Annotated in this window: 24 protein-coding genes and 2 pseudogenes; 25 read left to right on the plus strand and 1 reads right to left on the minus strand. The window is 69.9% G+C overall.

Annotation, left to right across the window (positions count from 1 at the left end):
- The 25 genes and pseudogenes from ACJ73U_RS41665 to ACJ73U_RS41785 all read left to right on the plus strand — a co-directional run.
- Positions 1-1,030: acyl-CoA dehydrogenase family protein (locus tag ACJ73U_RS41665; protein ID WP_407783298.1), on the plus strand; the 1,030-nt coding region annotated here is incomplete at its 5' end.
- Entirely contained in the window at positions 1,027-1,869 is an 843-nt protein-coding gene (locus ACJ73U_RS41670) for an acyl-CoA dehydrogenase family protein (protein WP_407783299.1), read from the plus strand. The genes ACJ73U_RS41665 and ACJ73U_RS41670, both read left to right, overlap by 4 nt.
- Positions 1,866-3,659 (plus strand): non-ribosomal peptide synthetase, encoded by a 1,794-nt coding sequence (locus tag ACJ73U_RS41675; RefSeq protein WP_407783300.1) that lies wholly within the window; start codon positions 1,866-1,868, stop codon positions 3,657-3,659. The genes ACJ73U_RS41670 and ACJ73U_RS41675 overlap by 4 nt, the downstream gene beginning before the upstream one ends.
- A gap of 81 nt (positions 3,660-3,740) precedes the next feature.
- Positions 3,741-5,258, plus strand: a complete 1,518-nt coding sequence (locus ACJ73U_RS41680) for an NAD(P)/FAD-dependent oxidoreductase (protein ID WP_407783301.1) — start codon at positions 3,741-3,743, stop codon at positions 5,256-5,258.
- Positions 5,255-5,539: a phosphopantetheine-binding protein gene (locus tag ACJ73U_RS41685; protein WP_407783302.1), complete on the plus strand. Its 285-nt coding sequence runs from the start codon at positions 5,255-5,257 to the stop codon at positions 5,537-5,539. Before ACJ73U_RS41680 ends, ACJ73U_RS41685 begins: the two co-directional genes overlap by 4 nt.
- 73 nt (positions 5,540-5,612) lie before the next feature.
- Positions 5,613-9,464, plus strand: coding sequence for a non-ribosomal peptide synthetase (locus tag ACJ73U_RS41690; protein WP_407783303.1), 3,852 nt, complete (start codon positions 5,613-5,615; stop codon positions 9,462-9,464).
- 34 nt (positions 9,465-9,498) lie between these two features.
- Positions 9,499-9,714 carry an MbtH family protein gene (locus tag ACJ73U_RS41695; RefSeq protein ID WP_407783304.1) on the plus strand — a complete coding sequence of 72 codons (216 nt, stop codon included), beginning with the start codon at positions 9,499-9,501 and terminating at the stop codon, positions 9,712-9,714.
- 6 nt (positions 9,715-9,720) lie between these two features.
- On the plus strand, positions 9,721-11,346 hold the full coding sequence (locus tag ACJ73U_RS41700; protein ID WP_407783305.1) for an amino acid adenylation domain-containing protein: 1,626 nt from the start codon (positions 9,721-9,723) through the stop codon (positions 11,344-11,346).
- Positions 11,343-12,041 (plus strand): guanitoxin biosynthesis heme-dependent pre-guanitoxin N-hydroxylase GntA, encoded by a 699-nt coding sequence (gene gntA, locus ACJ73U_RS41705; protein WP_407783306.1) that lies wholly within the window; start codon positions 11,343-11,345, stop codon positions 12,039-12,041. The genes ACJ73U_RS41700 and gntA overlap by 4 nt, the downstream gene beginning before the upstream one ends.
- Complete coding sequence (locus ACJ73U_RS41710; protein ID WP_407783307.1) at positions 12,038-12,781, plus strand: SDR family NAD(P)-dependent oxidoreductase; 744 nt, start codon at positions 12,038-12,040, stop codon at positions 12,779-12,781. The genes gntA and ACJ73U_RS41710 overlap by 4 nt, the downstream gene beginning before the upstream one ends.
- 14 nt (positions 12,782-12,795) lie before the next feature.
- Positions 12,796-13,830: a hypothetical protein gene (locus tag ACJ73U_RS41715; protein ID WP_407783308.1), complete on the plus strand. Its 1,035-nt coding sequence runs from the start codon at positions 12,796-12,798 to the stop codon at positions 13,828-13,830.
- 9 nt (positions 13,831-13,839) lie between these two features.
- Positions 13,840-14,640: a GNAT family N-acetyltransferase gene (locus tag ACJ73U_RS41720; protein ID WP_407783309.1), complete on the plus strand. Its 801-nt coding sequence runs from the start codon at positions 13,840-13,842 to the stop codon at positions 14,638-14,640.
- Positions 14,637-15,443 carry an MOSC domain-containing protein gene (locus ACJ73U_RS41725; protein ID WP_407783310.1) on the plus strand — a complete coding sequence of 269 codons (807 nt, stop codon included), beginning with the start codon at positions 14,637-14,639 and terminating at the stop codon, positions 15,441-15,443. The genes ACJ73U_RS41720 and ACJ73U_RS41725 overlap by 4 nt, the downstream gene beginning before the upstream one ends.
- A gap of 366 nt (positions 15,444-15,809) precedes the next feature.
- Positions 15,810-16,214 carry a hypothetical protein gene (locus ACJ73U_RS41730; protein WP_407783311.1) on the plus strand — a complete coding sequence of 135 codons (405 nt, stop codon included), beginning with the start codon at positions 15,810-15,812 and terminating at the stop codon, positions 16,212-16,214.
- Positions 16,211-16,681, plus strand: coding sequence for a hypothetical protein (locus ACJ73U_RS41735; protein ID WP_407783312.1), 471 nt, complete (start codon positions 16,211-16,213; stop codon positions 16,679-16,681). The genes ACJ73U_RS41730 and ACJ73U_RS41735 overlap by 4 nt, the downstream gene beginning before the upstream one ends.
- A gap of 127 nt (positions 16,682-16,808) precedes the next feature.
- Entirely contained in the window at positions 16,809-17,078 is a 270-nt protein-coding gene (locus ACJ73U_RS41740) for a hypothetical protein (RefSeq protein WP_407783313.1), read from the plus strand.
- Positions 17,079-17,080: 2 nt separating this feature from the next.
- A complete protein-coding gene (locus ACJ73U_RS41745) occupies positions 17,081-18,100 on the plus strand; it encodes an AAA family ATPase (protein ID WP_407783314.1) in 1,020 nt (339 codons plus the stop codon).
- A 148-nt stretch (positions 18,101-18,248) separates the two neighbouring features.
- Entirely contained in the window at positions 18,249-18,821 is a 573-nt protein-coding gene (locus ACJ73U_RS41750; RefSeq protein WP_407783315.1) for a hypothetical protein, read from the plus strand.
- A gap of 48 nt (positions 18,822-18,869) precedes the next feature.
- Positions 18,870-19,643, plus strand: coding sequence for a hypothetical protein (locus ACJ73U_RS41755; RefSeq protein ID WP_407783316.1), 774 nt, complete (start codon positions 18,870-18,872; stop codon positions 19,641-19,643).
- 8 nt (positions 19,644-19,651) lie between these two features.
- The gene (locus tag ACJ73U_RS41760; RefSeq protein ID WP_407783317.1) at positions 19,652-20,143 is read left to right on the plus strand and encodes a hypothetical protein; all 492 of its coding nucleotides are present in this window, start codon (positions 19,652-19,654) and stop codon (positions 20,141-20,143) included.
- A 576-nt stretch (positions 20,144-20,719) separates the two neighbouring features.
- Positions 20,720-20,902, plus strand: coding sequence for a hypothetical protein (locus ACJ73U_RS41765; protein WP_407783318.1), 183 nt, complete (start codon positions 20,720-20,722; stop codon positions 20,900-20,902).
- A gap of 50 nt (positions 20,903-20,952) precedes the next feature.
- Positions 20,953-21,192 (plus strand): annotated as a pseudogene (locus tag ACJ73U_RS41770) (glycosyltransferase); the annotation flags it as partial.
- A gap of 32 nt (positions 21,193-21,224) precedes the next feature.
- Complete coding sequence (locus ACJ73U_RS41775; RefSeq protein ID WP_407783321.1) at positions 21,225-21,665, plus strand: hypothetical protein; 441 nt, start codon at positions 21,225-21,227, stop codon at positions 21,663-21,665.
- A 47-nt stretch (positions 21,666-21,712) separates the two neighbouring features.
- The gene (locus tag ACJ73U_RS41780; RefSeq protein ID WP_407783319.1) at positions 21,713-21,841 is read left to right on the plus strand and encodes a transposase; all 129 of its coding nucleotides are present in this window, start codon (positions 21,713-21,715) and stop codon (positions 21,839-21,841) included.
- A 220-nt stretch (positions 21,842-22,061) separates the two neighbouring features.
- A pseudogene (locus ACJ73U_RS41785) lies at positions 22,062-22,534 on the plus strand (transposase family protein); the annotation flags it as partial.
- Positions 22,535-22,564: 30 nt separating this feature from the next.
- Here the strand turns inward: ACJ73U_RS41785 and ACJ73U_RS41790 are convergent.
- Positions 22,565-23,828 (minus strand): glycosyltransferase family 4 protein (locus tag ACJ73U_RS41790; protein ID WP_407783320.1); only part of this gene is annotated, 1,264 nt, incomplete at its 5' end.

Consider the following 23,828-nt stretch of genomic DNA (forward strand, 5'->3'; position numbering starts at 1 on the left):
ACTGACCGCCATCGCCGAACTGCCCCCGGAGGATCGCTTCCCGGCGGGGGTGTACCAGCTGCTCGGCGAGCACCAGGTGCTCGCCCCGGCCTGGCCCCGGCGCTACGGCGGGCGGGACGCGACCGCCGCCCATGCCGCGGTGGTGCAGGAAGAGCTGTCCGGGCACGGGGTACCGGACATGCCCTTCATCAACACGATCACGAACGCCGGCTCGCTGCTGCTCTTCGTGGCCAGCGCCGAGCAGAAAGCCCGCTTCCTGCCCCCACTCGCCGCCGGCCTCGCCACGATGGTGGTCCTCTACACCGAGGCAGAAGCGGGGTCGGACCTGGCGTCGCTGCGGACCCGGGCCGAGCGCACCGAGGACGGCTGGCGGCTGTACGGGGCCAAGTGGTACGCCGTCCAGGTCCGCCGGGCGGGCTACGCCGTCGTCGCCGCCAGGACGTCCGAGCGAGGCCGGGCCGAGGCGGGCATCACCTTGTTCGTCGTCGCCCTGGACGACCCGGGAGTGGAGGTGCGCCTGGTCGAGGCGCTCTACCCCGATCCGTTCTACGAGGTGCTCCTGGACGGGGTGCACGTCCCCGACGTCAACGTGCTGGGGCCGGTCGACGGCGGCTGGTTTGTGTTGGCCGCGGGCCTGGCGATCGAGCGGACCGGCGTCGACTACATCGCCAAGGCCAACAGCTGGCTGGAGGTCGTGGCCAGGCAGGTCGAGGCCCGCGAGGACGTCGTCCTTACCGATCGCGTCATCGCCCTGCGGACGCAGGCCGCCGCGGGACGCGTCCTGGCGTGGCGGCTCGTCCAGTGCCAGCAGGACGGCGACCTGAACGCCGAGGAGGCGGCCATGGCCAAGTGGTTCAACAGCGAGCTGTGCGTCAAGGTGGCGCAGCTGGCGCTGGACGTCGGCGGCCTGGCGGACGGCGACTCGGTGGCGATGCTCCGCGAGGCGCCCGGCCTGACCCTGTCCGCCGGCGGCTCGGAGATCATGCTGGGCATCATCGCGTCCAGCCTGGGGCTCGGAGGGACGTCATGAGCGCCGGGCCCGACACGGAGGCCCGGCGGGCGGCGGCGTCCGACGAGGCCGGTGCCTATGGGGTCGCCTTCGACAGCGGAAGGGCCGGCGACCCGTACGCGGTCATCGAGCACGCCATCGCCGCGGAGTTCCTCGCCAGCCACGACGTCGACGACGTCACGCGGGCGGCCTCACCCGTCGCGTTGCTGGTATCCGGGCCTGCCGGCGAGGCGCTCGCCGTGGGTCCGGCCGGGTGGCTGCTGGCGGTGGGCTCCCCGCTGGTGCTCTACGGCGCGGACGAGGTCACCCGCCAGCCCGCGCGCTCGCTGAGCGACGAGGAGGTCCACGCGGTCGACGCCGGCTCGGTGACCGGGCTCGTCGTGTGCGACGAGCCGGACTGCCCGGCCTGCGCGCTGACCCTGGCGCGGCTGCGCGGCCGCACGGGGGCCTACCTCTGCGGTCTGGCGCAGGGCGCCGTCGACGCCGCCGTCCGGCACGTGAAGTCCCGGGTGCAGTTCGGCCGGCCGATCGGGAGCAACCAGGCGGTCGCCTTCCAACTGGCCGCGCTCATCGCCCGGCTGACGGCCGTGCACGCCCTCGGCGAGCACGTCGCCACACGCCTCGAGTCCGGTCAGGCCGACGCCGACCCGCTGGGGGAAGCCTCGCGGCTGCTGGCGGCCTGCGCGGAACTCGCGGTCGAGGCGACGACCGCCGCACTGCACCTGCACGGTGCCTTCGGGCTGCGGTCCGACCAGGACGCCCAGCGGTTCTACCGCAAGGCCTGCGCGTTCTCCGTCCGCCACGGAACAGCCGCCCAGCTGCGACTGGCGGTCCCAACCCGAAGGGAAGGTTCCCGATGACCAGCACCGGCCGCACGGGCGGTCACCCCGGTCCGGGGGCAGTCGGCCTGCACCACATCGTCGAAGAACAGGTGGCGGCGACACCCGAGGCGATCGCGGTGATCGCGCCCGACGCGACCTGGACCTATGCCGAGCTCGACGAGCGGGCGACTCGGATCGCTGCGGGGCTGCGCGAACGCGGGGCCGACCGCGGTCAGCTGATCGGGATGGCGATCGAGCGCTCGGCCGCCGCCGTGGCCGCCATCCTCGGCATCCTCAAGACCGGCGCGGGCTACGTGCCGCTCGACCCGGAGTTCCCGGCCGGCCGGCTGCGCCTCATGATCGAGGACTGCGCCCCCCTCGTCATCCTGCACGCCGGGGCGGAGCTGCCACCTGTGGCGGGCACCGCGATGGTGGAGCTCGACGACGTCCTCGGCCCCCCGGGCGCGGAACCGTGGGCGGTCGCCATCTCGCCGGAGCAGACGGCCTACGTCATCTACACCTCCGGGTCCACCGGCCAGCCGAAGGGCGTCGAGATCCCGCACCGCGGCATCGTCGACCGCGTCCTGTGGGAGCCCACCACCTACCCCGCCGGCCCTGAGGACGCGGTGATCCTGCACCACGCGCTGAGCTTCGACGTCTCGCTGTGGGAGATCTTCATCCCGCTGACCACGGGCGGGCGGCTCGTCGTCGCGGACCCGCTGTACGGGCAGGATCCCCGGTACCTGACCGACCTGGTCCGCGCGGAGAACGTCACCTGCCTCGCGGTCGTCCCGGCACTGCTCCAGGCGCTGCTGGACGAGGAGCCAGGGCTGGCCGACTGCCCGTCGCTGCGCGAGGTGTTCTCCGGGGGCGAGGTGCTGTCCCCGGCCCTGGCCCGCAGGTTCCTCGCGACCGTGAACGCCGGCCTCCACAACCAGTACGGTCCGACCGAGTACTCGATCGACACGACCTACTGGGACTGCGGGCCGTCGGACCCGGCCGCCTCGATCCCGATCGGGTACCCGAGGACCAACACCCTGCTCTACATCCTCGACCCCCAGGGCCACCCGGAGGGCGACGGCGAGGCGGGCGAGCTCCACATCGCCGGACCGGGACTCGCACTCGGCTACCTCAACCGGCCGGAGCTGACCCGGGAGCGCTTCGTCGCCAACCCGTTCGACGGTGGCCGCATGTACCGGACGGGCGACGTGGTCCGCCGCCGCGACGACGGCGCGCTGGAGTTCGTCGGCCGGGTCGATGACCAGGTCAAGGTCCGCGGGTACCGCATCGAGCTCGGCGAGATCGAGCGGATGATCGAGTCCATCCAGGACGTCGAGCGCGCGGTGATGACCACCGTCGGCGGCGGGGAGGACGTGGCGCTCGCGGCCTTCGTCGTCCCGGGCTCGGTCAGCGGCCAGTTGGTGCGGACCCGGCTGGCTGAGGTGCTGCCGGACTACATGATCCCCGCGCACGTGGTTCCGCTGGACCGGCTGCCCCTCGGGCCGACCGGCAAGGTGGACAAGTCCGCACTGGCCCTGCCCGCGCTCCAGGCCCGGGCGGCCACAGAGGTCCCGCGGGACGCCGAGGAGGAGCTCGTCGCCGGCACCTTCACGAAGATCCTCGGCCTGCCGGAGGTATCGGCGGACGACGACTTCTTCGAGCTCGGCGGCAACTCACTGCAGGCGTTGCGGCTGCTGAACATCCTGCGGAAGAACGACCCCGAGCTGCCGATCGCGGCGCTCTTCGAGACACCGACCGTGGCGGGCATCGCGGCAGCCCTGCGCGACGTCCGCCAGCTCCCAGATCCATCGGCGGTCGCGGGGCAGTGACGGCAGGCCCGCGACCGAGACAAGCGTGGGGCCGACCTGCTCCGGCGCTCGCTGAATACCTACGGAACAACGGAGGATCCGATGGCACGGCCAAACCCCGCAAACACCGAGAAGCCGACGCAGGCTGACGTGGTCATCGTCGGCAACGGAGCGCTCGGTCTTTTCCTCGCCGAGGAGTTGATGGAGCGCCAGGCGGGCGCCGTCGTCGTGGTCGGCCCGAGCGATCGGGCCGCCGGTGCCAGCAAGGCCGCCGGCGCCATGCTCGGCTGCTTCGGCGAGGTGACGGCGGACTCTCTGCGGACCCACGCCTCGCGCACGAGGTTCGAGATCGGCCTCCGCGCGCACGACCGCTGGCCCGACGTGCTCAACCGGCTCGAGGAGTACTCCTCGACCGGGTTCCCGCTGCAGGTGGCCACCGAGTCGCACGTGGTCCTCAACGCCATCGGCGCGGACCTGGACTCGATCAACTTCGACGCGATGATCAAGGCACTCGACGAGTACGGCAAGCCGTGGGCGGAGATCGACCCCAAGCAGATCCCGGGCTTCAAACCGAGGACGGACGCCAGGGCGCTGCGTGCCATCCACGTGCCGGGCGAGGGCGCCGTGGACGCCCGGGGCGTGCTGGCCGCCCTCGAGGCACGCCTGGACGATCTCGGCACCACCCGCATCGACCAGAGCGTGCGCCGGTTGATCCGGGACGGCGACGCGGTGACCGGGGTCGAGCTGAACGACGGCCACATCATTGAGGCCGGGTCCGTGGTCGTCGCGGTCGGGGCGCGCAGCGAGGCCCTGGTGCGCACGGTGGCCGACGACCTCGAGCTCATCCCGATGATCGCGGGCCTCGGCTTCGCGATGATCGCGCAGCGCACGGGCGGGGAGCCGTTCCGCAGCGTGGTGCGGACCCCGAACCGCGGCTTCGCCTGCGGCCTGCACGTCGTGCCCGCCGGCCCGGGACGCGAGTACCTCGGCGCCACCAACCGCCTGGTCGACGACGTCTCCAGCGTCACCTGGGTCGGTGACGCGCGCTACCTCGCCCAGTACGCGATGCAGCAGCTGGACGAGCAGATCGCGCGGCACGAGGTCGTGGGGTGGCTCAGCGGCAACCGCCCGGTGACCTTCGACGGCTTCCCGATGATCGGCTGGCTCCCCATCTCCGGCCTCTACCTGATGACCGGCACGTACCGCGACGGGTTCCACTGCGCGCCGCTGCTGGCCACGCACGTCGCGAACGAGCTGCAGGGCCAGCCGGGGGACATCGACTCGATGTTCAACCCGGTGCGCCGCCCGATCGAGATCAGGACGGTCGAGGAGTCCGTCGAGGACTACGTGATCCACAGCATGGCGTCCTGGTTCGAGACCGGCGCGGAGGCCGCGCCGCAGATGACGACCACGCAGCTGGAGGCCTACTACCGGGCCCGGGCCAGGGAGGCGTTCGAGCAACTCGGCACCGACTACGCGCTGGGTCCCGACGTGCTCTGGTACGTCGAGGGCAGCCTCGTCGGAGCGCGCCGGATCGCGCGCTACCTGAACCGCCTGCGCGACAGCGCCACCACCACCTCCTTGACCTCGGTCGGCGGCGGCATCGGAGACTCGCGATGAGCAACCCGCAGGAGCCCGTCCTGGACATCGTCACGAGGCTCACTGAGAAACAGCTCCACCTGGGCGACCGCGCGCTGAGCCCGGCGGACGACCTCTGGAACCTGGGCATGACCTCGCTCTCCTGCATGGGCCTCATGCTGGAGATCGAGGACATCTTCGGCGTCGAGCTACCGGCCGACCAGCTCAACCAGGAGACCTTCGCCTCGGTGAACGCCATCGTCGCCGCGGTCGAGTCCGCCCAGGAGGACGTCGGCGCGGACGGGACATGCGCGCGAACCTGAGAAACCGCCCCCTCGCACCGTCCCGTTCGCACGCGGCGTACCCATCGCGACCTCGACAGGAGCCAGGCTGATCATGCCTCGACGAGAGCAGCGACCGGCGAACCCGTTCCCGCTGATCCGTGAGCCCGCGGCGGGCAGCTACCCGCTCGCTGCGGGACAGGAGCGGCTCTGGTGGGTCCACCAGCTGGACCCCGCGTCCAGCCAGTACCACATCCTGGAGGGCTGGCGGTTCCCCCAGGGCCTGGATCCCGCGGTCCTCGGTGCGGCCCTCGCCGCGCTCGTCCGCAGGCACGAGGTCCTGCGGACGAGGTTCGCCACCCAGCCGGACGGGACGGTCGTCCAGGAAGTCCTGGACCAGCTCGACACCCCGGTTACCTGGGCCGGTCGGGACTGGTGCGCGGCTCTCGACGCCGCCGTCACCCGGCCGTTCGACCTCGCGCGGCCGCCGCTGTTCCGGCTGGTCGCCGCGGAGCTCGACGACGGCCCGGGACTGTGCGTGGTCATGCACCACATCATCACGGACCGCTGGTCGATGGATGTGCTGTCCCGTGACCTGGCCGAGCTGTACGCGGCCGCCGTGGAGGAGCGGCCCACGCGGCTCCCGGAGCTGCCGGTCCAGTACGGCGACTACGCCGCCTGGCAGCGGCGGTTCGTGACCGACGAGCGGCTCGCGTCGCTCCTCGAGTGGTGGCGGGGCGCCTTGGCGGACCACGACCGGCCGGAGCCGCCACTGGACCGGCCGCGGCCGACCACGGCCGACGGGGTCGGCGACAGCGTCGTCGCCTTCCTGTCCGAGGAGACCACGTCCGCGCTGACGGGCCTCGCCTGGCGGGCACGCGCCACCCCGTTCATCGTGGTGATGGCCGCCCTGGCGGCGACGCTCCGTGCCTACACCGGCTCGGACGACGTCGTCATCGGCGCGATCGTCTCCGACCGCCCGCACCCCGAGCTGCAGGACCTCGTCGGGTTCTTCATCAACACCGTGCCGGTCCGAATCTCGCTGGCCGGGCCCGAGCTGACCTTCCGCGAGCTCATCGTCCGCACCCGCGACGCGTGGATGGCCGCGGACACCCACCAGGACGCGCCCTTCGAACAGGTCGTGGGCGCGGTGCGGGGCGGGTCGCAGACGCAGCGCAACCCGGTGTTCGACGTAGCGCTGAGCCACGGCGGCGACCGGATCAGCCCGACGGAGTCGGACAGCGCGCCGACCCTGTGGCGTCCGGACATCCCGACGACGGCCCGGTTCGACCTCTCCCTCACCACGCTCCCGGTCGACGGCGGGATCGAGGTCACCTTCCTGTACCGCGTCGACCTGTTCGACCGGGCGCCGATCGAGGCGTTGACGGCGCGGTACGTCCGGCTGATCGAGCAGGCGGTGGCCGAACCCGAGCGGCCCCTGTGCGATCTCGCCCTGGTTTCGGCGGCGGAGCTCGAACCCCTGCACGCCCGCAACGACGCGAGCGCCGCCCCGGAGACCACCGTCGTCGAACTCGTCCAGGCCCAGGCCGCGTCCCGGCCGGAGGCCCCGGCGGTGGTCGGCGCCTCCGGCACGCTCTCGTACCGGCAGCTGAACGAGCGGGCGAACCAGCTGGCCCGGTACCTGCTCACCCGTGGTGTGGGACCCGAGCGGATCGTCGGGGTGTGCCTCGAGAACGACGTCGAGCGGTACGTGGTCCTGCTCGCCGTCGTCAAGTGCGGTGCGGTCTACCTCCCACTGGACCCGGGCTTCCCCGCCGACCGGCTGCGGTTCCTGCTGGGCGACGCCGAGGCGGTCCTGACGGTGGTCAGCCCGTCGTTGCGCACCGCGATCCCGGCGGACGCCGGTCCGGTGCTCGAGTTCGGCCGGGGCGTGCCGGACGTGACCGGCACCGAGACCGGGGACCTCCCGCTGGCCGCGCGGCCCGACGACCTGGCGTACCTGATCTCCACGTCGGGTTCCACGGGCACTCCCAAGGCGGTGGCGATCTCCCACCGGGGACTGAGCCGGCTCGTCGCGGGTGCCCCGCGCTACCTCGAGGTCGGCCACGGCACGACGTTCCTCCAGGCCGGGCCGCTGACCTTCGACGTGGCCGTGCTCGAGTGGACCGCGCTGGCGCACGGCGGTCGCGTGGTGGTGACGGACACCGGAACGCTGCAGGAGGACCTGGACACCGTCGTCCGCGACTACGGGGTGACGACGCTGAAGCTGGTGTCCCCGCAGCTCGACCTCCTCGTCGAGCGAGGCATCCGGTCGCTGGCCGGGCTGCGGCAGCTCGTCGTCGGTGGGGACGTCGTCAACCCGAAGAGCTTCGCCGCAGCCCGCGAACAGCTCCCCGGCTGCCGGGTGACGGCCTCGTACGGCCCCACGGAGAGCACGGTGCTGGCCACCGTGTTCGACGGCCGCTCCGGGACCGGCCGGGTGCCCATCGGCCATCCCGTCCCGCACACGCGGGCCTACGTCCTGGACCCGGACCTCCACCACTGCCCGGTTGGGATGCGCGGCGAGATCCACCTGGCCGGCGACGGGCTCGCGCGCGGTTACCACGGGCGTCCCGGGTTGACCGCCGAGAAGTTCGTCCCCGATCCGTACGGGCCACCGGGATCGCGCATGTACCGCACCGGGGACGCGGGCCGGTACCTGGCCGGCGGCGAGATCGACTTCCTCGGCCGCACGGATCGCCAGGTGAAGATCCGCGGCTTCCGGATCGAGACGAGCGAGGTGGAGCACGCGCTGCTGCGCGACCCCGGCATCACCTCGGCGGTCGTGCTGCGGGCCGAACTGGGAACAGGGCCGTGCCTCGCGGCATACGTCGTGGCGGCCGGCGCGGTCGACCGGGCCGAGTTGCGCCGGGAGCTGCGCGAGACCCTGCCGGCGTACATGGTTCCCGACCACATCGTCGAGGTGCCGAGGATCCCGCTGACGACCAACAACAAGATGGACCGGGCCGCGCTCGCGGCGATCCCGCTGGGACCCGCCGAGCCGGCGGAGGGGCCGCCGCCCGAGACCGGCCTCGAGGCCCGCGTCGCGCAGGCCTGGTCGACGGTGCTCGGCCGCCCGGTGCCGGCCGCGGGTGACTTCTTCGAGCACGGCGGCCATTCCCTGCTGGTGCCCCGGGCGACCGCGGCGATCCGGCAGCTCCTCGGGCGTGAGGTCCCGCTCCGGCTCATGATGGACCACCGGACGCCGGCGTCGTACGCGAGGGCGTTGTCGGACGAGAGTCTGCCCGACCTCGGCGCCGTGTCCTGGGAGCACCGCCTGGAACGGCAGAGCTGGCACAACCGGACCCTCGGCGGGCGCCGGCGGGTGGACCTGTTCGTCCCCGCGGTGGACCAGGACGTGCCGATCACTCGGGCCCTGGTGGTGCTCGACGGCTCGGAGTTCGTGGACGTCATGCGGCTCCCGGCGATACTGGACCGGCTCGCCCTCGCCGGGCGCGTCCCGGTGACCGCGGCGGTGTTCCTGAGTCCCGCCGACTGGTCGGCCCGCCGGACGGAACTGCTCGACGACTCCTACGTCGACGTACTCGCCGACGACCTGGTGCCGCACCTGCGCGGCTGGCTGGGCGAGCGGTGGCGTGTGGACCGGGTCACCGCGCTCGGCGCGAGCCTGGGCGCCGTCGCCGCCCTGCGCGCCGCATTGCGCCGCCCGGACTGCTTCGACGGCGCGGTCGGCATCTCGGGCCCCCTCACCGACCACGAGCTCACCCCCCGCCCGAGCGGCGGCGTGACCCGTCCGGCCTGGCTCTTCCTGGCCGCCGGTCGGGAGGAGGCGGACATCGAGCTCGACGACGGGCTCGACCTGGTGGAGGCGACGAGGAAGGTCGCCGCGGAACTGAGCGGGCAGGGGCACGTCGTGCGCAACGAGTGCGGCGACGGGGGCCACACCTATGCCGCCTGGGAGGCGGTGCTCCCCGAGGCCGTCGCATGGGTCCTCGGTGAGCACTGACAGGACGACGAGCGGGGAGAGGGCAGGACACCGGATGTTCGACGACAAGCAGCGCGAGTTCCGCGTCGTGGTCAACGACGAGGAGCAGTACTCGATTTGGCCGGCCAACCGCGATCTCCCGGCCGGCTGGCGGGCCGCGGGCCATGTCGGTTCTCGAGACGACTGCCTCGGCCACATCGACGAGGTCTGGACCGACATGCGGCCGCTGAGCATGCGCCGGACCGCAGCGGACAACGCACCAAGGAGTTAGTGCACCATGGACGATCCTCGCGAGAACGGGATGGACGTGTCCGCGGCCCGGACGGTCTGCGAACTGTTCGACCGCCAGGTCCGGCTCCGCCCGTACGCCACGGCCGTGCGAACCGCTGACCGCTCGTGGACCTACGCCGAGTTCGGCCGCGAGACGGCCCGGCTGGCACACCGGCTCCGCCGCCTCGGTGCCGGCCCGGGCACGATCGTCGGGATGCCGGTCCCACGCGGTCCCGAAGCCCTGATCGGCCTCGTGGCCACGCTGCGGTGCGGCGCGGCGTGCCTGCCGTTGGACCCCGACGATCCGCCTGCCCGCAACCGGGAGGTGCTCCGGGACGTGGGGTGCGAGCACATCCTCGCCCTCTCCCGCGACGCGGGGTTCCCGGGCGCGCAGCTCCTCGACGACCCCGGCCTCCAGGACGAGGCCACGACGAGCGAAGGTCTCCCGGTGCCGGCGCCGCAGGACCTGGCCTACGCGATCACGACCTCGGGCTCGACCGGCCGCCCGAAGGTGGTCGGCGTTCTGCACGAGGGGATCGTCAACCTCATCGTGGCCAGCCGGGACGACCTGGACCTGATCCGCCCGGACGACGTCGTCCTGTGGACGTGCCCGGTCACGGTCGACATCACGATGCAGGACTGTCTGATGGCCCTGTGCTGCGGGGGCGCCGTCGCGATCCCGCGGGCGGGCGACCTGCCCGCGACCCGGATCGTGCACGAGGCCCGCACGCTCGGCGCCACGGTGCTGGACATCCCGGCGGCCATGGTCGGGCCCTACGGCCGCGCCCTGCTGCCGCGCCTGGCCGCGGCCGGGGTACGGCTCGTCGCGGCCGGGAGCTCGCAGCTGGACGGTCGCGGCCTCGCGGAGGCCGCCGGTTCCATGGTCGTGCAGAACTGCTACGGCCCGACCGAGGCATCGGTCGCCGTCACCTGGTACCGGTGCGTCCCCTCGACCCCGCAGCGGGCGCCGATCGGCAAGCCGATCCGGCGGGTGCGCACCTACGTCCTCGACGACGAGCTGCGCCAGGTCCCGGTCGGCGAGGCCGGGCAGCTGTACCTCGCCGGAGCGGCCCTCGCCCGGGGGTACCTCGGCCTGCCGGCCCGGACTGCCGCGGCGTTCCTGCCCGACCCGTACTCGCCCACCCCGGGCGAGCGGATGTACGCGACCGGGGACCGGGTCGTGCTGCAGCCGGATGGGGACCTGGTCTTCCTCGGCCGGATCGACGACCAGGTGAAGATCAACGGCTTCCGGGTGGAGACCGGCGAGGTGGAGCATGCCCTGCGCCAGTGCCCCGGCGTCGCCGACGCCGCGATGCTGGTGCGCGAGGACGCCCCGGGTGGGACGGCGGTCGTCGCCTTCCTGGCAGGTACGCCGTCGGCTGACGAGGTGCTGGTGCGGCGGCTGCGCGAGCGGCTGCCCGGCCACATGGTCCCGCGGTTCTACGTGTGGCTGGACGAGCTGCCCCTCAACCGCCCGGGGAAGGTCGACCGCGCCGCGCTCGCCGAGTTCCCGGTCGCCGACCTGGTGTACCGGGGTCGGACGACCGCCGGCGACCAGCGCGAGCCCTGGGGGAACGGCGACCAGGCCCACGCACGAACGCAGGAGACCCAACAGGGAGTGACAGCGCCATGACAACCGGGGGAGGCAAGCACGAGGACGTCGGCGCCGCGCTGGAGGCCAAGCTCCAGGGCGACACGTTCTCCTGCGTGGCCGGGAAGACGGCGTGGCTGCGCGGGAGCATGGTGCACCGCCACTTCGGACCGATGGGCGAGTCCGCGACGACGGACGAGCTGTCGGCGGCGGTCACGGACTTCGCACTGCGCCGTGACGACATCGACCAGCTGCTCGCGACGTTCGTCGCCACCTTCGACGGGCCCTTCGGCCTCGACGAGGCCGACTTCGAGGCGCTGGTGTGGGATCAGTTGCAGGGGTTGCACGACCGGGACGTCCGCTGGTTCGCCTGGGCGGACTTGGCCGAACCCGACCCGGCGTCCGACCGCTTCGCGTTCAGCATCGCCCAACAGGCCTTCTTCGTGGTCGGGATGCACGCGAGCGCGTCGCGGATCACCCGCCGGTTCAGCTACCCGACGCTCGTCTTCAACTCGCACGTGCAGTTCGAGCGGCTGCGCGAGCGCGGGATCTACGGACGCATCCGCAACGAGGTGCGGTCCCGGGAGATGGCGCTCCAGGGATCGATCAACCCCAACCTCTCGGACTTCGGCGAGCGCTCGGAAGCCCTGCAGTACTCCGGCCGCGCGACCTCGCCGGACTGGATCTGTCCATTTCGGCCGTGCACCGACGGCCTCGATCGAGAGGATGCGCGATGACTGACGCCTGGGTCGTGATCACAGGGGCGTCCTCCGGCATCGGCCGGGCCGTCGCCGAGCGCTTCCTGGACAAGGGTCACCGAGTGGCGCTGCTCGCCCGCCGGGCCGAGCGCTTCGCCGACCTCGCCGACGCCTTCGGCCCGGACCGGGTGCGCGCACTGGCCGCGGACGTGCGGGACCGCTCGGCCGTCGAGCAGGCCTTCGACGCCCTGGACGGGATCGGTGTGCTGGTCAACAACGCCGGGCTGTCCCTCGGCCTCGGGCCCCTCGACGAGGGGGATCCCGACGCCTGGCGGACCATGCTTGACACGAACATCGCGGGCCTGCTCACCTGCACGCGCGCCGCGCTGCCCAGGATGCGTCAGGCCGAGGCGGGCCACGTGATCAACATCGGGTCGCTGGCCGCCGAGTACGCGTTCTACGGGGGCAACGTCTACGCGGCCACCAAGGCCTTCGTCCACCACCTGTCGGCGAACCTCCGGGCGGACATCCAGGGCTCGGGTATCCGGGTGACCTGTGTCGCGCCAGGGATGGTGCGCTCGGAGTTCGCCCTCGTGCGCTTCGGGGGCGACCGCGCCAAGGCGGACGCCCTGTACGAGGGCATCAACCCGCTGACCCCCGGTGACGTCGCGGACGCCGTCCTGTGGGCGCACAGCACGCCGGCGCACGTGAACGTGAACTACGTCGAGCTGATGTCGGTCGATCAGCCCTTCGGTCTGGCCCTGAGCCGTCGTACGTGAGAGAGGAAACAGGAATGAGCGCGGTCCGGTCGTTCAACGACTTCAACAAGCTCCAGGAGATCGTCGTCGGCAGCGCCGAGGGGTTCCACTTCCCGCCGAACGACGAGTCCATCAAGCACTTCTTCACACCGCCGCCCGAGTTCGAGTCCGAAGTGGTCTCGGCCGACACCCTCGCCAGGGTCGTGGCGGAGACCGAGGAGGACCTGCAGGTCCTCGCCGACACCCTCGACGAGCTGGGGGTGCACGTGCGCCGGCCGGACCGGGTCGACCACAACCGGCCGATCAGCCTCCTGGAATGGGCCAGCACCGCCAACCACGCCCTGATGCCGCGGGACTGTCTGCTGGTCGTCGGTGAGACGGTGATCGAGGCGCCGATGGCCGTGCGGGCCAGGTACGCCGAGACCTTCCCGTTCCGCGGATTGCTGCGCGAGTACTTTGACGACGGAGCCCGCTGGATGGCGGCGCCCAAACCCCAGCTGCCCGCCGAGACCTACCAGTACGACGAGGCCGGCGAACCGGTGCTCGCCGAGCTCGAGCCGCTGTTCGACGCGGCCAACATCATCCGGTGCGGCCGCGACCTGTTCTACAACGTGAGCAACACGGGCAACCGCTTCGGCGCGGCCTGGCTGGGCCGGGTCCTGGGGTCCGAGTACCGCGTGCACGAGATGTCGATCTGCGCCGACCACGTCGGCACGACGCTGCACGTGCTCAAGCCCGGGGTGCTGCTGGCGAACGCCGGCCGACTGGCCCCGGACCACATCCCGGCGCCGTTGCGCGGCTGGAAGACCCTGTGGTTCGACGATCCGCAGGACGACGGTTTCGGCTTCGGGTGGCCGCGCGCCTCCACCTGGATCGGCATGAACATCCTGTCCGTGGACGAGGAGACGGTCATCGTGCCGCAGGCGCAGGACGGGCTCGCGAAGCTGCTGGAATCAGCGGGCTTCACCGTGATACCGGTGCCGTACCGCCACGGCCGCACCTTCGGCGGCGGATTCCACTGCTGCAGCCTCGACGTGCGCCGCGCGGGCGAACTCACATCATATCTCTGAGGGGACACAGTGTCTGACGAGAGCGGACGTCAGCGGTTCGACGTCATCATGAGCCAGGGCGGGGCCAAGGTCATCCACGCCACGTTCCGCAGCGCCCAGCGCGGCGACGTCGCCGCGATGTACGAGCTGTCCAAGCCATTCGTGGCGACGGGCGGCCTGATCGCGCGTGACCTGGAGCTGTTCGACACCGACATCGAGGAGTTCTACGTCGTCGAGATCGACCGGGAAGTGGTGGCGTGCGCCGGGATCCGCCGCTTCACCCACCTCGCCGAGATCTTCAACGTGGTGGTCGACCAACGCTGGCAGAGCCTCGGCATCGGCCGGTTCCTGCTGGCCAGCATGTTGATTGTGCTGGATTCGGAGGGGTTCCCCGAAGCGGTGGTCTTCACCAAGACGACGAGGACCTGGTTCGCCCGTTACGGGTTCGTGCCGATGGACCCCGTGCCGCTGCCCGCCGAGCGGCTGGCGATGCTGGACCCGGAGCGGAAGTCGATCCCCATGGTGCGGTCGACCGTGCGGGCCGCGGACGGCATCGACGCGCTGTCGCACATCACCGAGCTGCGGGTGCGGTTCGACCGGTCCGACCTGGAGGCGGTGTGGGACGACGGGTGCGACTCGCTGCTGTTCTTCGCCGAGAAGAACGACATCGAGACGGCGTCGCTGTGCCGGGGCGGGGTGTGCGGCACGTGCAGCAGCGGGCTGAAGCAGGGCATCGTCAGCTACTACGTGCGGCCGGAGGTCGACCTGGGCGATGGCAGCATCCTGCTGTGCATCTCGCGGCCGGCCGCGAACCTGGTGTTGGACCTATGAACCGGGCAGCAGTGGGGGAGCTGTGGCGCTACCCGGTGAAGTCGATGGGCGGCGAGCCGGTCGCCGAGCTCATGCTCGACCACGGGGTGGTGGGCGATCGCGCATTCGCTGTCGTCTCGGTCGCCACCGGCCGGGTGCTGACGGCCAAGCGCGTACCCGAACTGCTCGACGCCACGGCGCGCTGGCTCGGCTCGGCCGCGGAGATCACGTTGCCGGGCGGGCCGACCATCCGCAGCGACAACCCGGACGTGGACGCCGCCATCAGCCGGTGGCTGGGCCAGCCGGTGCGGCTGGCGCGGCCCGCCGGTCGCACGGTCGCGGTGGAGGAGTACCAGGGCGACCCGGACGGGTCCGCCGAGCTGGCCACCTTCGACCTGCCGGCGTGGAGTTTCGTCGACGACGCCCCGGTGCACCTGCTGAGCTGGGACTCGGTCCAGGCGGGGCAGCGGTGGTACCCCGGCGGCAACTGGGACCTGCGCCGGTTCCGGCCCAACATCGTGCTCACGTCGGCCGTCCCCGACCCCGGCCGGGACACCCCGGCCACCCGGCCCGGAGAGGGCGCCGTGGGGGACGAGTTGCAGGTCGGCCAGGCCATCGTCGAGGTGACGGGCTCCTGCAAGAGGTGCGTCATGGTGACGCAGCCGCAGCGCGGCCTCCCCAAGGACCGCGAGGTGCTGCGCTCGATCATCAGTCGGGCCGGTGCCACGTTCGGGACGTACGTCTCGGTGCGCCGCGGCGGCGCGGTGCGCTGCGGCGACCCCGTGACCGTGCTGGTCGCGGTGCAGGCCGAGGGTGCGGGCTGACCCCTCGGCCTGGTCCTCCGGCTCGTCCGCCGTCACGCCACCCGGGCGTCGGCACGGCACGGCGTTGGTGTTCTCGGTCGAAAGTGAGGACCTGCTGTTTCTCGACCAGACCAACAGCAGGCTGAGTGCCGAGCACGCCGAGCAGTACGCCATGCTCGGACTTCCTGCTGAGCCGTTCGAGTCCGTGGGGTTCTTCGCCCCGCCGACGCCGTTCGACACCACCGGCAGACCGCACGTGACCGGCCGCACGTCCGGAGTCGCGGCGTTCTGTGGACCATCGCGGAGTTCTGCGCGGACGAGCCGCTGCCGTACGTCTTCGCCGAGGTCGAGGACGAGCGCAATCAGTACACGCTCGTGGTGCACCAGGTGACCAACCGGCTTCGTCAGACGGCGGTCACCGCAGGCCAGGACGGAGCGGCCACAGTGGAAGGGGCATTGTGCCGCACCTACGCGGATCTCGTCGACGTCATCTGTTCCCGTGTGACAGAAGACGAAACCCGCCTCGACTGGGCGGGACCGGCGATCGGCGCTGGCACGGTCAACGCGTTCGTACGTCGGCTGCGAGCCAGCCAACGGGCGCTGGGAGGTTTTGTTCGGGGCGACCTTCCGCACACGCCGAGCCGGAAGTTGTCCACCGAGCACCACCAGGTAACGGTCGTCGATCTGCACAACCTGATGGAGCGCGCACAACGTTTCGTGGTGGGCGTCGTCCTCGCCGCTGAAACGGACCGGAAAGAGGCCGCCGGTCCCGCGGTCTGCTCTTCACGATGATCGACGAGTTGAACAAGTATGCGCCCCGCGAGGGAAACAGTCCGATCAAGGACGTGTTGCTCGACATCGCGGAACGTGGACGATCGCTCGGTGTGATCCTCATTGGCGCCCAGCAGACCGCGAGCGAGGTCGAACGCCGGATCGTGAGCAACAGCTCGATCCGGGTCGTGGGCCGGTTGGATGCCGCCGAGGCAGCGCGGTCGGAGTACAGTTTCCTGCCTGCCAGCCAGCGCGCCCGGGCGACCTTGGCGACACCGGGCACGATGTTCGTCAGCCAACCGGAACTGCCGGTGCCCATCGCGGTCGGGTTCCCATTCCCGGCGTGGGCCACCCGACAGTCCGAAGTAGGCGGCGCACCACATGTCGCCAGCGCGGACAGCGAACGGGAAGGCGGCGCCTTCGCACGGATGCCGAAGGACACGGATCCGCTCGAAGGCCTTCTGAACGACGACGCACCATCCTTCTGACCTGGTCCGGGTCGGAGCCTGAGACGAACCGCCGGGAAAGGAAGAGAAATGCGGTTTCTGCACACGTCCGACTGGCACGTCGGAAAGACCCTCAAGCGCAAGCAACCGGCTCGAGGAACAGGCACGGGTGCTCACCGAGATCATCCAGATCTCGCGAAGGGAGAAGTTCGACGCGGTGTTGATCGCCGGTGACATCTATGAGACGTCCGCGCCGTCGGCCGACGCCCAGAAACTCGTCGTGCGGACGCTCATGGAGTTGCGGGCGACCGGCGCCGCGACGTTCGACGCGTACCGCCCACTCATGGCGGTCGCCGGCAAACACCTCGCCGGTCTCGCAAGACCTGCGGCGGACGGCGGAGTCATCACGTTCAACGCCGCTCGACGGGGGAGCGGGTGAACGTGGCGGTGCTGCCGTTGGTTTCGCAGCGGTACGCGATCCGCGCCACCGAACTGCTCACCGGCACATCCGCCGAGAACGCGGGCAAGTACGACCAGCAGATCCGCGCGATGCTCGACAACCTGAAAGGCGGGTTCACGCCGGACGCCGTCAACATCGTGATGACCCACCTCACGGTCACCGGCGGTGCGAAGGGCGGAGGCGAGCGAGACGCTCAGTCGATCTTCGAGTACTACGTGCCGGCGCACGCCTTCGGAGCGGAGCCGCACTACGTGGCCCTTGGCCACCTGCACCGGCATCAGTCGATACCCGCCTCATGCCCCGTCTACTACAGCGGCTCACCGATCGCGGTCGACTTCGGTGAGGAGGAGAACGAGAACGTGGTGCTCTCCGTCGAGGTAACCCCGACGACGCCCGCGACCGTCACGGCCGTACCTATGACACAAGGGCGCCGGCTACGCACGGTCCGTGGCACCGTCGCCGAACTCCTCGCTCGTGCCACGGAGTTCGGTGACGACTACCTGCGGGTCTATGTCTGTGCCAAGCCGTGCCGGACTGCGCGAGGAGATCCAGGAGTCTTTGCCCAACGTGCTGCAGATCCGCATCGACCCCGAGTTCGCGGCACCGGTGCACACACAGCGGGGCAACGACAGCGCGGCCGCCGATCGCTCGCCGGGAGAACTGTTCGCGGCCTACTGCGGCGAACGCACGGTCGCCGCCGACGCCGTCCAAGCCCTGTTCGTCCGCCTGCACGACGAGGCGAGGGTCGCCGACAACGGACGCGGATAGCCATGCGACCGATCCTTCTCGAAATGAATGGCTTCGCGTCCTTCCGCGAGGAGACGCGAGTGAGCTTCGCGGACGTCGAGCACTTCACACTCGTCAGACGGACCGGCGCGGGAAAGAGCGCGGTCATCGACGCGATGACCTTCGCGCTGTACGGCACCGTCCCGCGTTGGGACCACGAGGCCATTCTGTCCCCGGCACTCGCGCCAACCACGAACCGAGGACCGTACGGCTGATCTTCGACCTCGCCGGAGCGCGGTACAGCGTGGCACGCGAGGTACGCCGCATCAGCAACAAGAAGAAGTCAATCGTCACAGCAACGAATATCCGGCTGGAACGGTTCCACGACCCGATGCACTCGGCGGCCCCGACGACGAGACCGAGGTGCTCGCAGCGGGTTCCGCCGTCACCGGCGAGGTCGAGAAGCTGCTCGGCCTGAGCTTCAAGCACTTCTGCACCTGCGTGGCTCTGCCACAGGGTGACTTCGTGGAGTTCCTCCACACGACCCCGGGCGAGCGGCAGAAGATCCTCAGCAGACTACTCGGCCTCAACGTCTATGACCGGATCGCCCGCCTCGCCGGTGATCTCGCGACACGGCAGAACCAGCGCGCCGAGACACTGACCGGTCAACTCGACTCCTATATGGACGTCACCGAGGAGACGGTCAGGGTACTTGAGTCCCGGGTGACGGACCTGAGACTGGTGGACACACGCGTCAGGGCGGCCCTACCGGTGCTGGACAAGGCGAGTGCGAGAAGGGCCGAGGTAGCGGGGAGGTCGCCGCACTCGAACTCGAGCGGATGTTGCTCACCGCTGTCGAAACTACCGGCCGGCGTGGTGGAACTGGACGAGGAACAGCGTGCCGCCGCCCAGGGGCAGTACGACCAGGCGAGAACAGCGCTCCGCGCAGAGCCCGATCGCCACGAGCTGGAGACGATCCGGTCCCAACTGGGATGAGCTCGCCGCGGCCACCGAGGCTCTTCCGCTCTGCGCACCCAGGCCGAAGTGCACACGACGGAGAAGGACACGGCGGGATCGGAGGCCAAAGCCGCGCTCGAAGCCGCCAAGCGAGCCCAGGAGGCGTTCGTCGGGGCGGGGAGCGAACTCCGGCAGGCGCAGGAGAAAGCTGGCCGTTGTCACGACGAGTGCGGACTCCTCGAAGGCCTTCGTCCGCCGGCGGATCTGGCAGAACACGTGATCGCGCGAGCGCGTGCCGGGCAACACCTCGCTGACGCTGACACCCGCTTCGCCGAGGCGAAGTCGGCTGTGGACAAGGCACGAGAAGCGCTCGCGACGCAACCGGACGGCGGCGCGCTGTCGAAGGCGCTCACGAGTGCAACCGAACTGCGGGAGATCTGTGCGACACAGCTCGCCATGGCGCCGGAACACGCCAGCCGTCGCGAACAGCTCGCGGGAGCACAGGCCCGTCTCGAACGGATCAACGGGAATCTCGCCGCCGCGCGGGCCGCCGCCGAGGAAGCGGAACGTACAGACAAGGCATTGGCTCTTCGTGCCCACCTCGTCGCGGGCCAGCCCTGCCCGGTGTGCGAGCAGGAAGTGCACGTGCTGCCAGCGCACCAGCCCGACCCGCGTATCTCCGAAGCCCGCGAGGCCGAGGCCGCGTTGAACACCGAGCGCACACGAGCCGAGTCGAAGGTGGGCGAACTGCGAGCTGCCATGGGTGAGGACACCGGAGTACGGGCGAACGCGCTCGCGCTTGCTGAACGACACCGGAAGGTGCTCTCGGAGTCCGCCGTCGTGCCGAAGCCGCCGAGTTGAGCCAGTCGTTGCGACAGGACACCAACGACACCGACCTGACTGCGTTGCGGTCGGCGGTGGCCGAGGCCGTCCGTGCGCTCGACACCGCCATCGCCGAACGCATGGACGTCGAGAACGTACTGAACCAGGCGAACGACGAGCTGGCGGTCGCACGAGAAGCGCAAGACACCGCCAAGACCGGGATCGCTGAGGCGGACAGGGTGCTGTCGTTGGCCCGTGACGGGTTGCGCACGGCACGGGACCCGTTGGTGTCGCTCGACGCAACGCCCGTAGACGTCGACGACATCGTGGCGGGCTGGCATGAACTGACGACCTGGGCGCGTGTCGCTCTGGAAGAACGCCGAACCACGCTCAGTCGGCTTGCACAGGAACACGCTGCTGCGGCCGAGAAAGTCGACGTACTCCGAAAGAAGTCGGTGTCGCCGACAAGGACGCCGAACGGCGGCGTCAGGCAGCCAACAAAGCGATCGCCGAAGAGCAGCAGACACTGTCGAAACTGACGGACACCGAGGAAACCTGTCGGCGCCTGCGGGAACAGCTGGCAGCAGCCCCGACCGCCGACGAGGTCGCCGCACAGCTCGCCCGGATCAGCGAACTCGAAAAACGGCCGAAGCGGCCGAGAAAGCGCTCGCAACGGCACGAGCGTCGCTGCGGCAGGCCGCCGAACTACAGGAGAGCATCGAGCTGAAAACCGTCGTCGCGCAGCGGGTTTCCGGGCAGCCCGGGACTTCGTGGTGAGCCTTGGCGCTCCGGAGCTCGACGACAGGAGTCTCCTCGACGCGTGGACGACGCTGCTGAACTGGGTTGCGCGCGAGAACTCCGAACGAGGAAAACTCCTGGCCGCGACCACGCGGCCGCCGCCGTCGCGGGTGCGTTGGCCAGCGCCACCTCAGCGCAGAACGAGATGCGCCGCCGAATCTCCGAGGTCACCCAGCTCCGCGCCGACATCAAGGACGCACAGGACCAGGCACGGGTCGCGAAGCTGCTCAGCGACCACATGCGGACCAACAGGTTCCCCCGCTGGCTGATCTCGGGTGCGTTGGAGAGCCTCGTGGCCGACGAACCTGGTCACGGCTGTGGCGTTCGTACCGGCGGATCCCGAGGTCTTCCAGGCCGCGCTCACCGAGCCCCAAGTCTTCACGCTACGCGTGCTCGGTACGGCGGCGAGGCCCGTCCTCGACCGGTGGGGCCGTCCACTCGGTGGCCCGGACGGGCCGTCGGACTTCATGAGCAGCTTCACGATCGGGCGGAGCGTATGACCATCCATGTTACGGCGCCCGACGCGCGGCTGCCTGCGGTGTCGTGCCTCATGCCGACGTACAACCGGAGACTGTTCGTCAAACGGGCGGCAGAACAGTTCCTGGTGCAGGACTACCCCAACCGCGAACTGGTCATCGTCGACGACGGCGAGGTGCCTATCGCCGACGTCGTCCCCGACAGCGACCTGATCAGGTACTACCGGCTGGACTCCCGCAGAACCATCGGCTACAAGCGACAGTTCGCGAGCGACCGTGCCGACGGCGAAATACTCATGCAGTGGGACGATGACGACTGGTACGAAGCCTGCGCCTGCGTCGCCAGGTGGCACCGCTGGCGTCGGGTACCGCCGACATCTCCGGCCTGCTGTGGGGATACCTGTACGACGCGCGGGAGCGCACGTTCTGGCGGAAGACGACCCGGACCCGGGACAACTACATCGACAACATCGTGTGCGGCACGCTGGCCTTCACCAAGTCGAGGTTGCGCCGGTCCACCGGCTACCCGGACACCTCGGTAGGCGAAGAGGTCCGGTTGCTCATGGAGCTCATCAGCCAGGAAGCCCGCTTCACCCCGGTCATGAGCCACGGCATCTACATCTGCATCCGCCATTCGAGCAACTCGTGGCACTTCGACCCCAACTCGACACCCTCCTCGGGATGGCGGAAGTCGGAGCCCCCACCGTTCATCCCCCGCGAAGACATCCGGTTCTACGACTCCGTCATCCAGCGGCAGACGACGTTCTCCCCACGGCAGCCTTATTAGGCTTCCCCTCGTATCGTGGAGACATCGCCATGAGGAAGTGACCGGCGATGGAACGACGAAAGTTTGATCGAGAGTTCCGGGAGGGCGCGGTCCGGATCGTGCGGGAGACGGGCCGGCCGATCGCGCAGGTGGCCCGGGAGTCAGGGCCCGGAGTTCTCCGGATTCGTCCGGTTTGAGGTGTTCCGGGGTCGAGTGCTCGTCACTTCATCATCTCTCATGCCCTCGGTGCCGTGCGCCGCGCCCTGTGTGGATGCGGCTGTGGCGCCGGATGATTACTGGATCGTCTGGCCGAGGTGCCTGACCCGCGTGATCCCCGCGGGGTGCGCTATCGGCTGGCCAGTCTCTCGGTGCATGTCAAGATTGTTGAGGCAGGTTGTTCAGGGATTCATTGAGTCAATCGACTCGGTGGCGATCGTGGATGGCACACTGGTCCCGACTCGGGACCACCGGTTGGCGGCGCCGTCGAAGAACTACCGGTACTCCACGAAGGTCCAGATCGCGATCGACGCCGACACGCGCCTGGTCATCGCTACTGGCGATCCGCAACCCGGCAACCGCAACGACTGCACCGCCTACCGCGACTCCGGCATCAAAGACCAGGTCGACGACCGGCCAGTGATGACCGATGGCGGCTACCGCGGCAACCCAGAAGTGATCATGCCCTACCGCAAACCCACGGACGGCAGCGAACTCCCGAATGGAAGGAAGAGTTGGACGCCGTCCACCGGAAAGTCCGAGCACGCGTCGAGCACACTCTGGCACGCACGAAGTGCTGGAAGACCCTCCGCGACTACCGCCGCGCCGCCAACACACTCGCCGACACCGTTTCCGGAATCGCCCACCTCCACAACATCACACTCGCCGGCTGACCTAACACCGGTAGAACCCCAACCAGAAGATCAATTACGTGACAGCCCTTGGGAAGGCGCCTGCTTAATTGGCGCTCCAAGACCTGGATTCTCCGCTCCCCGGCGCGGATCCAAGGCAGCGAGCAGTTTCTCCGCTGCCATCGTCCAAGTGCGCTTGCGTGCCATTATCTCACGGACAGCAACCGCAGTGGCGCTCGCAGCCTCCGGATTCATCAGGATGGACCTGATGGCTTCGCCCCAGCGTCGAACGTCCAAGCTGTCGCGGTTGATCGGTATGACCACGCGGACGGACAAGTTGTGGGGAAGAACATCATCGAGGAGTACCCCGAGGCCGCTCGAGCCGCTGACCAACACCGGCTTCCCGGCAACGATCGCCTCCAAACCCACTAGCCCGAAGCCTTCAGTGCGGGACGGCATGACAACCAACGAGGCCCGCCGCATGTCTTGCTCCACGGCTTCAGCGCGCGCCGTGTAGGCCCGAGGCAATATCCGTACGGGCTTGCCGTCGGTCCAGCCATCGACCAGTTCGCGTAGACGCGTCTCACCGCCGGTCGGAACGCCTCGGATCACCAGTTCGATTTCGGGTTCCCGTGGATCTCTCAACTCGAGCAGATAAGCGATCGCACGAACAGCCAAGTCAAGGCCCTTGATGTCCACTTCGCTTTCGCCGAGCCGACCGGCTATTAGAATTTGGACGGTACGGCTGCTACGGGGTGAGTTGTGGTTCAGTTCGGGCTCGGCGATATCGAACCCAGGGTCAAACCTTAGGGGAGTCCGAGCTTCGGAATATCCAAGAAGGCCGGTGCACAACCGGTCGTAGAGTACGGGACCAACTCCGTAAGCAAGCGTGGCGCCTTTCGCCAGCTCCCAGTCGTCCTCAACGCGTTCCTCACCCCGCTCCATGACGCCCGGCTCCGGGCCGACTTTGTCGAACTCGACATGGTCAGCGATGGTGTGAAGGAAGTGCACACGCTGCGCGCCATTGAAGTAGTCCTCGACGATGCGGACGGCCGCTGGCCCCGTCTTTCGTCCGTGGCCGATGACGACATCCGGGACGGTTCCTGCGGGCAGCGCCGGTAGTCGGGTCAGCGACTTGCCGCGTGCTTCGCCGGGGGTGCGTTTGGCGACGATCAATTCGACTCCTGCTACCGCAGCGTCCCGTACCTCGGCATCGGTCGCGTCGGGGACGTAGCAGAAGACTTCAGCACCTATTTGGGCCAGTGAGATGCACAATCGCCGATTGAAGGTGCTGAGGCCACCATGCCCGGACGACCATTCGGTCGCGATCGCAAGA

Source organism: Actinophytocola sp. (assembly GCF_045807065.1).
Taxonomy (GTDB): Bacteria; Actinomycetota; Actinomycetes; order Mycobacteriales; family Pseudonocardiaceae; genus Actinophytocola.

Bases quoted from the DNA above. Each gene is read 5' to 3' on its own strand.
- ACJ73U_RS41715 (WP_407783308.1), top strand. From the start codon at position 12,796: ATGAGCGCGGTCCGGTCGTTCAACGACTTCAACAAGCTCCAGGAGATC.
- gntA (WP_407783306.1), top strand. From the start codon at position 11,343: ATGACAACCGGGGGAGGCAAGCACGAGGACGTCGGCGCCGCGCTGGAG.
- ACJ73U_RS41675 (WP_407783300.1), top strand. From the start codon at position 1,866: ATGACCAGCACCGGCCGCACGGGCGGTCACCCCGGTCCGGGGGCAGTC.
- ACJ73U_RS41700 (WP_407783305.1), top strand. From the start codon at position 9,721: ATGGACGATCCTCGCGAGAACGGGATGGACGTGTCCGCGGCCCGGACG.
- ACJ73U_RS41735 (WP_407783312.1), top strand. From the start codon at position 16,211: ATGATCGACGAGTTGAACAAGTATGCGCCCCGCGAGGGAAACAGTCCG.
- ACJ73U_RS41685 (WP_407783302.1), top strand. From the start codon at position 5,255: ATGAGCAACCCGCAGGAGCCCGTCCTGGACATCGTCACGAGGCTCACT.
- ACJ73U_RS41690 (WP_407783303.1), top strand. From the start codon at position 5,613: ATGCCTCGACGAGAGCAGCGACCGGCGAACCCGTTCCCGCTGATCCGT.
- ACJ73U_RS41710 (WP_407783307.1), top strand. From the start codon at position 12,038: ATGACTGACGCCTGGGTCGTGATCACAGGGGCGTCCTCCGGCATCGGC.
- ACJ73U_RS41680 (WP_407783301.1), top strand. From the start codon at position 3,741: ATGGCACGGCCAAACCCCGCAAACACCGAGAAGCCGACGCAGGCTGAC.
- ACJ73U_RS41725 (WP_407783310.1), top strand. From the start codon at position 14,637: ATGAACCGGGCAGCAGTGGGGGAGCTGTGGCGCTACCCGGTGAAGTCG.
- ACJ73U_RS41670 (WP_407783299.1), top strand. From the start codon at position 1,027: ATGAGCGCCGGGCCCGACACGGAGGCCCGGCGGGCGGCGGCGTCCGAC.
- ACJ73U_RS41695 (WP_407783304.1), top strand. From the start codon at position 9,499: ATGTTCGACGACAAGCAGCGCGAGTTCCGCGTCGTGGTCAACGACGAG.
- ACJ73U_RS41780 (WP_407783319.1), top strand. From the start codon at position 21,713: ATGGAACGACGAAAGTTTGATCGAGAGTTCCGGGAGGGCGCGGTCCGG.